This window comes from Nocardiopsis exhalans, assembly GCF_024134545.1.
Taxonomy (GTDB): domain Bacteria; phylum Actinomycetota; class Actinomycetes; order Streptosporangiales; family Streptosporangiaceae; genus Nocardiopsis; species Nocardiopsis exhalans.
Genome location: NZ_CP099837.1, coordinates 4,770,915 through 4,783,571, shown reverse-complemented (window position 1 = coordinate 4,783,571; position 12,657 = coordinate 4,770,915). Strand labels below are relative to the sequence as shown.

12 protein-coding genes are annotated in these 12,657 nt (G+C 70.9%); 6 read left to right on the top strand and 6 right to left on the bottom strand.

The features are described 5' to 3' along the window. The first annotated feature begins 217 nt into the window (after window positions 1-217). Window positions 218-1,435 (top strand): acetyl-CoA C-acetyltransferase, encoded by a 1,218-nt coding sequence (locus tag NE857_RS21035; protein ID WP_184364965.1) that lies wholly within the window; start codon window positions 218-220, stop codon window positions 1,433-1,435. Window positions 1,436-1,592: 157 nt separating this feature from the next. Here NE857_RS21035 and NE857_RS21030 read toward each other — a convergent pair whose 3' ends face one another. The 3 genes from NE857_RS21030 to NE857_RS21020 form a co-directional block, all read right to left on the bottom strand. After that, window positions 1,593-2,252: an SRPBCC family protein gene (locus tag NE857_RS21030; RefSeq protein ID WP_184364963.1), complete on the bottom strand. Its 660-nt coding sequence runs from the start codon at window positions 2,250-2,252 to the stop codon at window positions 1,593-1,595. 414 nt (window positions 2,253-2,666) lie between these two features. After that, entirely contained in the window at window positions 2,667-3,773 is a 1,107-nt protein-coding gene (locus NE857_RS21025; RefSeq protein WP_184364961.1) for a cytochrome P450 family protein, read from the bottom strand. After that, on the bottom strand, window positions 3,755-5,086 hold the full coding sequence (locus NE857_RS21020) for a cytochrome P450 family protein (RefSeq protein ID WP_184364959.1): 1,332 nt from the start codon (window positions 5,084-5,086) through the stop codon (window positions 3,755-3,757). Before NE857_RS21020 ends, NE857_RS21025 begins: the two co-directional genes overlap by 19 nt. 520 nt (window positions 5,087-5,606) lie before the next feature. Here NE857_RS21020 and NE857_RS21015 point away from each other — a divergent pair. From NE857_RS21015 to NE857_RS21000, 4 genes are all read left to right on the top strand, one after another. Continuing rightward, the gene (locus NE857_RS21015; protein ID WP_184364957.1) at window positions 5,607-7,196 is read left to right on the top strand and encodes a flavin-containing monooxygenase; all 1,590 of its coding nucleotides are present in this window, start codon (window positions 5,607-5,609) and stop codon (window positions 7,194-7,196) included. After that, the gene (locus tag NE857_RS21010; RefSeq protein ID WP_184364955.1) at window positions 7,193-8,152 is read left to right on the top strand and encodes an alpha/beta fold hydrolase; all 960 of its coding nucleotides are present in this window, start codon (window positions 7,193-7,195) and stop codon (window positions 8,150-8,152) included. Before NE857_RS21015 ends, NE857_RS21010 begins: the two co-directional genes overlap by 4 nt. 51 nt (window positions 8,153-8,203) lie before the next feature. Beyond that, the gene (locus NE857_RS21005) at window positions 8,204-9,046 is read left to right on the top strand and encodes an SDR family NAD(P)-dependent oxidoreductase (RefSeq protein ID WP_254417302.1); all 843 of its coding nucleotides are present in this window, start codon (window positions 8,204-8,206) and stop codon (window positions 9,044-9,046) included. A 68-nt stretch (window positions 9,047-9,114) separates the two neighbouring features. After that, on the top strand, window positions 9,115-10,341 hold the full coding sequence (locus NE857_RS21000) for a PucR family transcriptional regulator (protein WP_254417301.1): 1,227 nt from the start codon (window positions 9,115-9,117) through the stop codon (window positions 10,339-10,341). On the opposite strand, the gene NE857_RS20995 is transcribed toward NE857_RS21000, so the two are convergent. From NE857_RS20995 to NE857_RS20985, 3 genes are all read right to left on the bottom strand, one after another. After that, window positions 10,289-10,693 carry a ParB N-terminal domain-containing protein gene (locus tag NE857_RS20995; protein WP_184364951.1) on the bottom strand — a complete coding sequence of 135 codons (405 nt, stop codon included), beginning with the start codon at window positions 10,691-10,693 and terminating at the stop codon, window positions 10,289-10,291. The two genes, NE857_RS21000 and NE857_RS20995, sit on opposite strands and share 53 nt — an antisense overlap. A gap of 113 nt (window positions 10,694-10,806) precedes the next feature. Further along, window positions 10,807-10,995, bottom strand: a complete 189-nt coding sequence (locus NE857_RS20990) for a DUF397 domain-containing protein (protein ID WP_184364949.1) — start codon at window positions 10,993-10,995, stop codon at window positions 10,807-10,809. A 28-nt stretch (window positions 10,996-11,023) separates the two neighbouring features. Then, window positions 11,024-11,878 (bottom strand): helix-turn-helix domain-containing protein, encoded by an 855-nt coding sequence (locus NE857_RS20985; protein WP_184364947.1) that lies wholly within the window; start codon window positions 11,876-11,878, stop codon window positions 11,024-11,026. Window positions 11,879-12,167: 289 nt separating this feature from the next. Here NE857_RS20985 and NE857_RS20980 point away from each other — a divergent pair, with 289 nt between their 5' ends. Then, window positions 12,168-12,578, top strand: a complete 411-nt coding sequence (locus tag NE857_RS20980) for an ATP-binding protein (RefSeq protein WP_184371917.1) — start codon at window positions 12,168-12,170, stop codon at window positions 12,576-12,578. The last annotated feature ends 79 nt before the right edge of the window (window positions 12,579-12,657 follow it).

The following is a 12,657-nucleotide window of genomic DNA, read 5'->3' as shown; positions in this document are numbered from 1 at the left end:
CGGGCCCCGGACCGGGCTCCCGGGGCGCCGCCGTGGGGAGGGGTGCTGGTCTTCTGGCTCGAGAAGGCGGTGGCCGGAGCCCACCGGGCGGACGGACTGCTTGTTCCGGCTCCGACCGCTCCCGCGCCCCGGCCCGCTGTTCCGGCCCCGACCGCTCCCGCGCCCCGGCCCGCTCACCCCGAACCCCCGCCCTGTTCGAGAGAGAAAGGCGTGACCCATGCGTGAGGTCGTCATCTGCGAACCCGTCCGCACCCCCATCGGCCGTTACGGCGGGGTGTTCAAGACCGTCACCGCCGTGGACCTGGGCGCCCAGGCCCTGACCGGGCTCCTGGACCGTACCGGCATCGACCCCACCGTGATCGACGACGTCATCCTGGGCCACTGCAACGGCAACAGCGAGGCGCCCGCCATCGGCCGCGTCGTCGCCCTCGACGCCGGACTCCCGGTCACCGTTCCCGGCCAGCACCTGGACCGGCGCTGCGGCTCCGGCCTGCAATCGGTGGTCAACGCCGTCATGGGGGTGCTCAGCGGAGCCCAGGACCTGGTCGTGGCGGGCGGGGTGGAGAGCATGAGCAACGCCGTGTTCTACTCCACCGACATGCGCTGGGGCGGGGCCCGCGGCGGCATCACCGTCCACGACGGGCTGGTGCGCGCCCGCGAGACGGCGGGCGGTTCCCGTTACCCGGTGCCCGGCGGCATGATCGAGACCGCCGAGAACCTGCGCGCCGAGTACGGGATCACCCGCACCGAGCAGGACGAGCTCGCCGTCGCCTCGCACGCCCGCGCCGTCGCCGCCCAGAGCTCCGGGGTCTACGCCGAGGAGATCGTTCCGGTCACCGTCCGCGGACGCAGGGGCGAGAGAGTCATCGACACCGACGAGCACCCGCGCGCCGACACCAGCGTGGAGAGCCTGGCCGAGCTCAAACCTCTCATGGCGGCCCAGGACCCCGAGGCCACCGTCACGGCGGGCAACGCCAGTGGGCAGAACGACGCCGCCGCGCTGTGCGTGGTCACCACCCGGGACAAGGCCGAGGAGCTGGGACTGCGCCCGCTGGTGCGGTTGCGGACCTGGGCCGCGGCCGGGGTCGCGCCCAGGGTGATGGGCATCGGCCCGGTCCCCGCCACCGACCGCGCGCTCGAACAGGCCGGTCTCACCCTCGCCGACCTCGACGTCATCGAGTTGAACGAGGCCTTCGCCGCCCAGGCGCTCGCCGTCATGCGCGAGTGGAAGTTCACCGCCAAGGACCTGGAGCGCACCAACGTCCACGGGTCCGGGATCTCGCTGGGCCACCCGGTCGGCGCCACCGGCACCCGTATGATCGGCACGCTCGCCCGCGAACTCGACCGCAGCGGGGGCCGTTACGGGCTGGTCACCATGTGTGTCGGCGGCGGTCAGGGGCTGGCCGCGGTGTTCGAGGCGGTGGGGGACCGGTGACCCGCCACGTCACTGGCGTCACCGAGCGAGGTCCGGCGGCGGCCAGGGCCTCCGGCCACCGGCCGACGCCTGCCCGAGGACGCCGGGCTCCGACCCGACGCCCGTCTTCCACGCGGTCCTGGTCCGGCCCCGCCCCGCGGCGGCGCGGGGCGGGCGCTCACTCCTGTGCGGGCGGTTCCTGTCCGAGGTAGAAGGCTGTGGTCCGGTCCCTGGCCGCCTCGGCCTGCGCGCGCGGGGTACCGAACTCCGCGCTCACCTCGCCCCAGCGTTCACTGCTGGCGGTGACGAACCTGCGGCCCTCGTCCGTGGCCTCCCAGCCCTCCTCCTCCAGCGCCTCCGCCCCGGCGTGCAGGTGCTGGGCCAGTCCTAGGAAGGCCAGGTCCCAGCCCACGCCGGTCGCGCCCGGGCCGAACCGCTGCCAGAAGTCCGCCTCGGTGTCGGCGTGCTCGGTGTGCTTCAGTGTCAGCCTGGCCCCGTCGCCCTCGGGGTCCACCCGGACGGTGATCCAGCTTGTTTCCCCGTTGAACTCCCAGGTGGCGCCGAAGGAGTGGGGTGCCGTGCAGGCCTCGATCGTGCCGCTGGCGTTTCCCTCCACCTGGTAGTCCCCGCCCAGGCGGAGGTCGCCTGTGACCGGGGCGAACCAGAGGCGGAGGCGCTCGGCCGAGGTACACGCTTCCCACAGGTCCTCGACCGTGGTGTCGTATCGCTGGCTGAGCGTGGTCATCAGCGTCTGCTCCCCGTCACGCTTCCCGGTTCTCAGCCCTCGGGACACGGCTCCGATCTGCCCGTCCACGTCGACGGTTCCGCTTTCGCTCATTCTTCCTCCTGGACGCTTCGTCGCTGCTTCCCCGGCCGGTTCCGGGCTCCGGCGCGGTCAGGCACGGTGCCCGCGACCGGCGAACGGGCCCGGGAGCCCGTCCACCGGAGGCAGCGCCTGGGCGCCGATCCGGTGGAGGCGCCCCCTACCCCGTACCCCCGTGACCCCGGCGCGTGGTCGTGTGAACCCGCGTTCGGGTCCTACCCGGAGGCGGTGTGAATCAGCGGGCCTGTCGGCCCCGAATTGTTCGGGCCGATCACCGGGGGTTCTCCAACGTCGAAGCCGTGCGGGGTTGCGGGCCGGTGGCTGCCATTCGCGCAAGCGCGTGCGGGGCACCGCTCCAAGGCCGGGAACGGGAGCGCCCCGCGCACGCCCCCGGCCGGGGGCGTGCGCGGGGCGCTCCTGCGAAACGGCTCAGCCCAGGACCACTGGCAGCCGGGCAGCGCCGCGGGAGACGATGGACGGGGACTCGGGGACCTCCTCGCCCTCGGCCAGACGGATGTCCGGGAACCGGGAGAAGAGCGCCTCCAGGGCGGTGGTCCCCTCCAGTCGGGCCAGGCCCGCGCCCAGGCAGAAGTGCGGCCCGTGCGAGAAGGCCAGGTGCCCGCGCTGCTCACGGCGCAGGTTGAAGACGTGCGCGTCCCCGCCGTGCTGCTCGGGATCGCGGCCCGCCGCCCCGAAGCCCATGAGCAGGGCCTCACCCTTGGGCACGCGCACCCCGCCCAGGGTGACGTCCTCGGCGGTGTAGCGCAGCGGCAGGTACTGGATACTGGCGTCCCAGCGCAGGGTCTCCTCCACTACGTCGGCCCAGGACGCCTCGCCGCTCCGGACCAGCGCGAGCTGCTCCGGGTGGGTGAGCAGGGCGTGCGCCGCGTTGGCGATGAGGTTCATGGTGGTCTCGTAACCCGCGCCGATCATGAGGATCAGGGTCCACACGAGCTCGGTCTGTGAGAGCTTCTCGTCGCCCTCGGCACGCGCCTCCAGCAGGGCGCTGGTGAGGTCGTCGCCCGGGTTCTTCGCCTTCTCCTCGGCGAGCTCGGCCAGCAGGGCGAGCATGTCCGCGTTGGTCTGCGCGGCCACGTCCGGGGGCGTGGTGGTGTCGAAGACCCGGTGGATCAGCGTGTGCAGGGTGTCGCGGTGCTCGGCGCCGACCCCGAACAGCTCGGAGATCACCGTCATGGGCAGCGGCAGTGCCAGCGCGGCCTTGAGGTCGACCGGGTCGGTCCCGGCCCCGGAGTCCGCGGCGGCGTCCAGGAGCTCGGTGACGATCTCCTCGACGCGCGGACGCAGCAGCTCCACCCGGCGCGGGGTGAACGCCTGGGAGACCAGGGTGCGCAGGCGCCGGTGGCGGTCGCCGTCCGCGGTGAGCATGTTGTCCGGAGCCACCCAGGAGATGAGCGGCCAGTCCATGGGGATCTCACCCTGAGCCCAGGGGCGCCAGTGCCGTGCCTCCTTGCGCACGCCGGGGTGGGCCAGCGCCTCCATGATGACGTCGTGTCCGGTCAGCGCCCGAACAGCCACGCCACCAACGATCTCAACTTCGACGACGGGGCCTCGGCCGCGGAGCTCGGCTGTCTGTCGGTGGAGGTCGTAGGGGTGGAGGACGGGGATGTCTGTTGCCATGGAGGTGTGGTGCCTTTCGGGGAATCGGGGGTGAACGCGACCGGCAGCCGGGACAGCGCCAGTGCGAAGGGGGCGGGGCGCCGCTCGACGTCGTCCTGTGTCGCCCGCAGGCCGGAGAGCCGTTTGGTGAGGGTCTCCACCCCGACCTGGGCGATGGCGTAGGCGAAACCCTGGGCCGGGCAGCGGTGCGGGCCCGCGCCGAAGGCCAGGTGCGCGCGGTTGCCCTGCTCGATGTCGGGGCCGCCCCCGGACATCGAGGCGTGCGCGGCCGCGTACCCGAGCAGGATCGGCTCGCCCGCCTGGATCAGCGTTCCCGTACTGACCCGCACGTCCTTCACCGGGTACAGGACTGGGTAGTTGTTGACCGGCGGGTCGCGCCAGAGCACCTGGTCGATCGCCTCCCCGACCCCCACCCGGGCGCCGCGGAACGCTTTGCGCACCTCGTCGTCCACCAGGAGCGTGCGCACGGTCCCGGCGATCAGGTTGGCGGTGGGTTCGGCCCCGGCCCCGATCGTCACGACGAGCTGGGCCAGCAGCTCCTCGTCGCTGAGGCCGGCCCGGTGCTGGAGCATCCACGTGGTGATGTCGTCCGCGGGCTCGGCGTGCTTGACCGAGATCGCTTCGGACAGGGCGCGCTCGTACTCGCCGTTGGCCTTGACCGCGTCGATGCCGTCCCACAGGTCGCTGAGGGAGTTCAGCACGCGTTCGCCCACGTCGCGGGAGAAGCCGAAGAGCTCACACAGCACCAGCAGGGGCAGCAGGCGCGCGTACTCGGAGACGAGCTCGGCGTGGCCGCGCGCGACGAAGGCGTCGATGAGGGTGTCGGCGTGCCGACGCGTGATGTCCCCGACCCGGCTCTCGGGGACCTGGCCCAGGGAGTCGACCACCACGCGCTTGAGGCGGGCGTGCTCCTCGTCGTCGGAGAACAGCAGGTTGGGCCGGTGGGTCATCATCGCCACGACCGGGGCGTCGTCGGGGATGCGGCCCTCGCGCCAGTCGCGCCACAGGCGCGAGTCGCGGCGGAAGGTACGGGTGTCGCGGCACCAGGCGGTGATCAGCGCGTAGTCGGCGACGACCCAGGCCTTGATGCCGGGGAAGATCTCGGCTGGGAAGACGGGGCCGTGCTCCTGGACCATGCGCTGGTTGACCGCGTGCGGGTCGGCGTGGAAGTCGGCGGAGTGGAGTTCGGCGTACGGACAGCGGGGGGCCAAAGCGATCCTGTCATGGGAGGGTACGAGGCGCTCAGTCTAATATCCCAATGCGGACTTTCGGCATCTTGGGTCGCACCCGGAACACCTGCCCCGCAAGGATTCCAGGCCCCGGTGCCGGTCCGAGGCCCCCGTCGGCCCGGTCAAGCAGGGACGGCGCTGAGCGCTCCGGCCGTAGGGGAGCCGGGCAACACCCCTTCGGGGCCCTGGACGCGGTCCCGCGCCCCGAAGGGGTCCGGGCCGTCGGGGAGGCCTTCCCTGAGCTGGACGTCGTCGCCACTGGCGGCGTCGGCATCGCCGGCTCTGGTGCCCGACTCGACCCGGGCGCCGCCGTGGTCGCGCTCCCCTCTCCGCCCGCAGTGCCCGCACCTGGGACACCGAACGGACGGGGCGCAGGTTCATCCGTGTCTGCCCTGGTGCACAGAGCACCATGCAGAGCGCAATCTGGTGCGGATTGCCACTGGCTGCCCGGGTGTCCATGCTTCACGATGGTGAAGTCCGCACGCCGTCGCCTGGAGTCGCCATGTCCCCTGCCTCACCTGACCCGGACCCCGCCACCGCCGAACGCGCCGCCGAACACCTCGACGTCCTGATCGTCGGCGCCGGGATCTCCGGCATCGGGGCGGGTCGCTACCTCAGGGCAGAGCTCCCCTCGAAGTCCTTCGCGATCCTGGAGGCGCGGGCGGCCTCCGGCGGCACCTGGGACCTGTTCCGCTACCCGGGCATCCGCTCCGACTCGGATCTGCACACCTTCGGATACGAGTTCAAGCCTTGGCGGGACGAGGAGTCCATCGCCTCCGCGCCGCGGATCCTGGACTACCTGCGCGAGACCGTGGCCGAGAACGGCCTGGACCGCCACATCCGGTACCACCACAAGGTGATCTCGGCGTCCTGGTCGAGTGAGCAGGCGCGGTGGGCCGTCCTGGTCGAGCGCACCGACAGCGGCGAGCAGGCGACGCTGACCTGCTCGTGGCTCTTCGCGGCCGGCGGCTACTACCGCTACGACCAGGGTTTCACCCCGCGCTTCGAGGGTCGGGAACGCTTCCGGGGCGCGATCGTGCACCCGCAGCACTGGCCCGAGGACCTCGACTACGCGGGCAAACGGGTGGTGGTCATCGGCAGCGGAGCCACCGCCGTCACCCTGCTGCCCGCGATGGCCGAGACCGCCGCGCACGTGACGATGCTGCAGCGCACCCCCTCCTACATCATGGCGGTGCCCAAGAAGGACGCCATCGCCAACGCCCTGCGCAGGTTCCTCGGCCCCGAGCGCGCCTACGCGCTGACCCGGCGCAAGAACATCGCCCAGCAGCGCCTCGTCTGGTCCTTCTGCCAGCGCTACCCCAGGGCCGCGCGCCGGTTCATCCGGTGGGCCAACACCAGGCAGCTGCCTGAGGGCTATCCGGTCGACGAGCACTTCAACCCGCCCTACGACCCCTGGGACCAGCGCCTGTGCGCGGTGCCCGACGGGGACCTGTTCAAGGCCATCCGGGAGGGGAAGGCATCGGTCGTCACCGACCGGATCAGCACGTTCACCGAGAACGGGGTGCTCCTCGAATCCGGCCGCGAGCTGGCGGCCGACGTCATCGTCACCGCCACCGGCCTGAACGTGCAGGCGTTCGGCGGGATCGGGATCACCGTGGACGGCGAGCGGGTCCGCCTGCCCGACACCGTCGCCTACAAGGGCATGATGCTCTCCGGGGTGCCCAACCTGGCCTACGCGATCGGCTACACCAACAGCTCCTGGACCCTGAAAGTGGGCCTGTTGTGCGAGCACTTCTGCCGTCTGCTGGCGCACATGGACGCCCACGGCCACGACGTCTGCCGCCCGGAGGTCTCCGACCCGGCGATGCCGACCCGGCCCTTCCTCGACTTCGACGCGGGCTACGTCAAGCGGGCGATCGACCAGCTGCCCCGGCAGGGTGATCGGATGCCCTGGCTGACCTCGATGGACTACCGATCGGACGTCAAACTGCTGCGTGCCGACAGCGTCCTGGACCCGGAGCTGCACTTCGGCCGGGCGGGATCCGCGACTGACCCCGCGCACACCGACTCCGCGCACACCGACTCCGCGCGCACCGACTCCGCGCGCACCGAGACGGCGGCCACCCGATGAGCATCGAGAACTCTGAGCCGGTCCCCGCGGACTCCGCCGAGGACCGGTTCGTGGACCTGCCCGGCGGCATCCGGATCTGTTACCGAGTCGACGGCCCCGCCGACGGAATTCCGCTCCTGCTCATCGCGGGCCTGGCCCTGGACCTCACCTCCTGGCCCCAGCGCATGGTTCAGGGGTTCACCGACCGCGGGTTCCGGGTGATCCGCCTCGACAACCGCGACGCGGGCCGCTCCACCCGGATGGCCGCGCCGCCGCCGGGGCGGCTGCGCCAGCTGCTGGCCCGGCCCCGGGCGGACGCCTACGATCTCACCGACATGGCCGCCGACACCCACGGCCTCCTCGACCACCTCGGAATCGACCGCGTCCACCTGGTCGGCATGTCCATGGGCGGCATGATCGCGCAGACCCTCGCGGCCCGGCACCCCGACCGCGCCGCCACCCTGACCTCCATCTTCTCCACCACCGGCGACCGCCGGGTGGGCCAGCCCGCCCCCTCGACCCTGATCCGGATGGCCAGGCCCGCGGCCCGTACCGCCGAGGAGTCGGTGCAGCGGCACCTCTCCCTGCTCGCGCACATCGGTTCGAAGGCGCACCCGCCCGACGAGCACCTGGAGCGGACCTGGGCGCGCGCCGTCTGGGACCGCCGCGGCGGTCCCCGCAGCGGCGCGGAGGTGGCCCGACAGATCGGCGCCATCCAGGCGTCCGGCGACCGCACCGCGCAGGTGCGCCGGATCACCGCGCCCACCCTGGTCGTCCACGGCGACGCCGACCCCATGGTCCACCCCAGCGGCGGCCGCGCCACGGCCAGGGCGATCCCCGGGGCCCGGCACGTCCTCATCCCGGGCATGCGCCACCACCTGGCCCCCGGGGTCCTCGACCATCTGGTCGACCTCACCAGCGGCCTCGCCCGCAAGGAACGCGCCACCAGGGCCAAACGCGAAAGCCGTAAGAGCTGAGCGCTCCCAGCTCCCCGCACCTTCCGCATCCCCCGTCGAAGGAACCCCACCATGAAGAACCTCGCCAACAAGGTCGCCGCGGTCACCGGAGCCGGATCCGGGATCGGGCGCGCACTCGCGCTGGCCCTCGCCGCCCAGGGCTGTCACCTCGCCCTCTGCGACGTGGACGAGACGGGCCTGGACGAGACCGCCGCCCTGCTCGCCGGTTCCGGGGTCACCACCACGACCACCGTGCTCGACGTCGCCGACGAGCGGGGCGTGTACGCCTGGGCCGACCGGGTCGTCGCCGACCACGGACGGGTCAACCTCGTCTGCAACAACGCCGGAGTGGCGCTGTCCGGCACCGTCGGCGGGGTCGGTCTGGACGACTACCGCTGGATCATGGGCGTCAACTTCTGGGGCGTGGTCTACGGGACCAAGGCCTTCCTGCCCCACCTGGAGGCCTCGGGTCAGGGGCACGTCGTCAACGTCTCCAGTGTCTTCGGGCTGAGCTCCCAACCCCTGATGAGCGGGTACAACGCCAGCAAGTTCGCGGTGCGCGGGTTCACCGAGTCCCTGCGCCAGGACCTGAAGGTGGCTGGCTCCCCGGTCTCGGCGACCTGCGTGCACCCGGGCGGGATCAAGACCAACATCGCCAGGACGGCCCGCCACGACGACAGCGTCCGCGAACTCACCGGCAAGAGCGGCGCTGAGGCCGGGCGGGAGTTCGAGAAGCTCTTCATCACCTCACCGGAGAAGGCGGCCGCGGCCATCCTGCGCGGGGTGCGCCGGGACCGGCCCCGCGTGCTCATCGGCGCCGACGCCCGCGCCCTCGACGCCCTCGTCCGTCTCCTGCCCACCGGCTACCAGCGCCTCTTCACCGCCGCGGTGCGCTCGCGCCGCAGCAAGGGCTGACCAGCAGGAGCTGACTAAAAGGGGCAGAACACCTCATCCAGGGCAAGAGGGCGGTATAAAATCCACCGGTGAAAGACGACTGGGAAACCCCCTCCCCACGGGCGCGCGAAGTCATTCGCAAGGGCGCCGAACAGGCGCTGGACCCGAAGGCGGAATGGCTCGACGAGCTGTTCGACGCGGTCCGGCACGCCAGCGGCACGTCCCCCGCGCACGTGGACCCGGTGCTGGAGGACGGCGCCCGCCGGGCCAACCTCTCCAACCTCCTGCACTGGGCGGCCGCCAACATCCAGCGCCCGGGGGCCCGGGTCAGCGCCAACCTGAGCCCTGAGCTATTGGAGTCCGTCCGGGACATGGTCCGCCGCGACCTGGACGAGAAGGCCCTCGACATCTGGCGGCTGGGCCAGAACGTCGCCTGGCGCCGCTGGATGGAGATCTGCTTCGGCCTCACCTCCGACGCCGGGGTCCTGCACGAGGTGCTCGCCCTCACCTCGCGGTCCATCTACACCTTCATCGACGACACCATCGACGCCGTCAGCGAGGTCATGCGCCAGGAGCGGCGGGAACTCAGCCAGGGCACCCACTCCGAACGGCTCACCACCGTGTCCCTGATCCTGGAAGGCGCACCGGTCTCCCGTTCCAGCGCCGAATCACGCCTGGGCTACCACCTGACCGGCAGCCACCTGGCCGCCATCATCTGGGGAAACGACGTCACCGGCGACCAGCTCGAACAGGCCGCCGAGCAGGTCCTGGCCGCCGCCGGAACAGCGAGGCGGCTCACCCTGCTCGCCACCGGTTCGTCGATGTGGCTGTGGCTCCCGGTCTCCACCGCGCTGCGCACCGAGGACCTGGAAGCGGGACTCGCGGCCGTTCCCGCGGTCCGGGTCGCCCTCGGCCGCCCGCGGTCGGACCTGGACGGTTTCCGGCAGAGCCACCTGGAGGCCGCGGCGGTCCAACGCATGATGGCCCGCCTGGGCACCTCCCGCCGCGCGGGCGGTTACACCGACGCCCAGCTGGTGGCGCTGCTCAGCCAGGACGTCGGCCGGGCGGACGAGTTCGTCGCGGACACCCTCGGCGAGCTGGCGTGTGCCGACCCCGTCCTGCACCTGACCCTGCGCACCTACCTCGACCAGCAGTGCAACGCCGCCCGGGTGGCCGAGCGCCTGTACACCCACCGCAACACCGTGGTCCGGCGGCTCGCCCGCTGCGACGAACTGCTGCCGCGCCCCCTGGCACACGACCCGGTCAGCGTCGGCGCGGCCCTCCACCTGCTGTCCTGGAGCGGCCCGAAGGAGTGAGGGGCCGGGGCCGTGCCGACTCCAAGGAGTGCCGAAGGACCGCCAGGTCGTCGGGGCGCATGGGTCTGGCGTGCTCGGGTCGAGGAGAGAGGGCTTCTGCGAACAGGGCGACGGGCACCGATTCCAGGCCGAGTCGTAGAGCTACCGCGATCCTGTGGTTTCCGTCGAGGGTGCCGAACTCCTCGTTGAACCCGAGGTTGAGAGGTGTCAGGATTCCGTGCTCCTCGATGTCCGAGGTCAACGCATCCAGGTGGCGCGGTGTGTCCACGAGCGCGGAACCGACACGTTCGCGGTCGACTGCTCGGTATCGCGCGACCAGGGCGGTGGGCAGGTGAACGGGGGAGATCGCCATGCGTAGATCATGCACGATGGCGGGACGGTGGTGTGCGGCGCGGACATCTCCGTGCCACCTCGTCCTTCGAGGGGAGGGGCACCCCGAGTTATGTGTCGGGGTACCCGGTCGCGTTAGCCCTGGAGAGTGTTCAGCAGGTTGGCCCACTCCCTGCTTACGAAGGAGAGATGGCCGTGCTGGCGGTGTTTGGTGTCGCGGACCAGGACGCTCTGCCCTTCCGCGACCTCCACGCAGTTCCCCTGGCCTCCGGTGTAGGAGGAAACGTGCCACGTGGGCAATGTGGGGTCTTCAAAGGACTTCATGTCACCATCCATCTTGTCTGTGGTGCTGCTAGTTGATGCGCTGAAGCGCGTCCTTGATGAGGCCTTCCGTTGCGGCCGCGGGTGCCGCGTCCTGCCGAAGACTGTTGAAGATTCGGCTGTGCAGGGAGATCTCATCTTCCGCTTCGAGGTAGATCGCCCCTCCCGAGTACTCGACGTAGGCCAGGGCGTAGTCCTTGTTGACCACGGTGTAGTCGAGCAGCACGAACGAGCCGTAACTGGCTGCGTGAGCACCAGAGGCAAAAGGAAGGACCTTGATGCTGATGTTGTCCCGCAGGCTCATCGCCAGCAGGTACTCCAGCTGCTCTTGGTGGACTTCGGGGCCGCCCACCTGACGAAGTAGCGCCGACTCGCTGATGACCACCATTAGGTTCGCCGGATCGTCTCCGGTCAGCTTCTCCTGTCGGCGTTGGCGGAGGTTCACCGCATCCTGAACCTGCTGCTCGGCTGAGGGGACCTGGACGTCCTTCTCGACGAGTGCCCGTGAGTACTCGGGGATTTGCAGGATGCCGGGAATCAGCTCCGGCTCGTACGTGCGGATCCGGTGTGCGGCGCTCTCCACACCGACGAAGAGGCTGAACCAGTCGGGGAGAGCTGACTTGTAGCGCTGCCACCAGCCGGGCTCTTTGGCGGCGTAAGCCAGGTCGGCGAAGGATTCGAGCACGTCCGCCGGAACCCCGTAGTGGGTCATGAGGAGGCGGGCGTCGCCGGGGGAGATGGTGGTCTCCCCGCGCTCCACACGGGACAGGGTGGCCTTGCTGAAACCGGCTACGGCTGCTGCTTCCGCTGAGGAGCGCTTGCCCCTGGCTTCCCGGAGGAAGTTGGCCAGACCGAGTCTGGCCACCATCGGGCTCCCGACTGACACCAGTACTCCACCTCTCGGTGCGGATATGCGACCGGATCAGTCTCGCGCATCTGGCGGACGGCGACAACTTTCTGCAAATCTCTCTGTGAGATTTTCAGTAAGAGACTTGCGATCAGTTGTGTCTCAGTGCACTATCGAAGCTAGCAGGGAGTGACTGGGTGCATACCGGAGTCGAAGAAACCTGTGCTGTGTCTGGTGATGGGTGGAGGGCGTTATGGGTGCTGGTCGGAAAGTCGGACCTCGGCGGCCAGGTGGTGGGGTGGGGCTGTCGTCGGCGGCGTTTTGCTACATGGACGGCAACGAGCAGGTGGTGCGGCGGGTGCGCTCGTGGCTGACCCGGGACGAGCGGCTCCAGGGGGACCGCGGGTTCTGGGTGGCGCTGGTCGGCAGCGAGCTCGCGACCAACGCGGTGCGGCACACAGCGAGCTGTGAGAAGTACGGGCGGATCGGGGTCTCGATGGAGTTCCTGGGGCACACGACCGTGCTGCTCGGGGTGCTGGATCAGGGGCGCAAGTGGGGCGGGCCCCGGTTGAAGCCGCGAGTGATCGAGCGGGAGCCGGGGGAGATGTACCCGGGCGGGCGCGGGCTGTGGCTGGTGGACCGAATCTCTGAGTACTGGTGGTGGGAGGGGCGCCCGGACCAGCCCTTGTACATGCGGGCGATGGTCCACCTCGACCGGGAACCCGACCTGGACGGTTAGAGGAACACGGGTGCGGATCGCGGCTCAGGCCAGCGCGGCGGGAAGCGCAGCCTCGGTGCACAGGGGCCATTGACACCCG

What these genes read in the sequence shown, in the direction of transcription:
- NE857_RS21030 (WP_184364963.1), bottom strand. Translation starts at nt 2,252, where the DNA reads ATGAGCGAAAGCGGAACCGTCGACGTGGACGGGCAGATCGGAGCCGTG.
- NE857_RS20980 (WP_184371917.1), top strand. Translation starts at nt 12,168, where the DNA reads ATGGACGGCAACGAGCAGGTGGTGCGGCGGGTGCGCTCGTGGCTGACC.
- NE857_RS21035 (WP_184364965.1), top strand. Translation starts at nt 218, where the DNA reads ATGCGTGAGGTCGTCATCTGCGAACCCGTCCGCACCCCCATCGGCCGT.
- NE857_RS21010 (WP_184364955.1), top strand. Translation starts at nt 7,193, where the DNA reads ATGAGCATCGAGAACTCTGAGCCGGTCCCCGCGGACTCCGCCGAGGAC.
- NE857_RS20995 (WP_184364951.1), bottom strand. Translation starts at nt 10,693, where the DNA reads ATGGCGATCTCCCCCGTTCACCTGCCCACCGCCCTGGTCGCGCGATAC.
- NE857_RS20990 (WP_184364949.1), bottom strand. Translation starts at nt 10,995, where the DNA reads ATGAAGTCCTTTGAAGACCCCACATTGCCCACGTGGCACGTTTCCTCC.
- NE857_RS21005 (WP_254417302.1), top strand. Translation starts at nt 8,204, where the DNA reads ATGAAGAACCTCGCCAACAAGGTCGCCGCGGTCACCGGAGCCGGATCC.
- NE857_RS21015 (WP_184364957.1), top strand. Translation starts at nt 5,607, where the DNA reads ATGTCCCCTGCCTCACCTGACCCGGACCCCGCCACCGCCGAACGCGCC.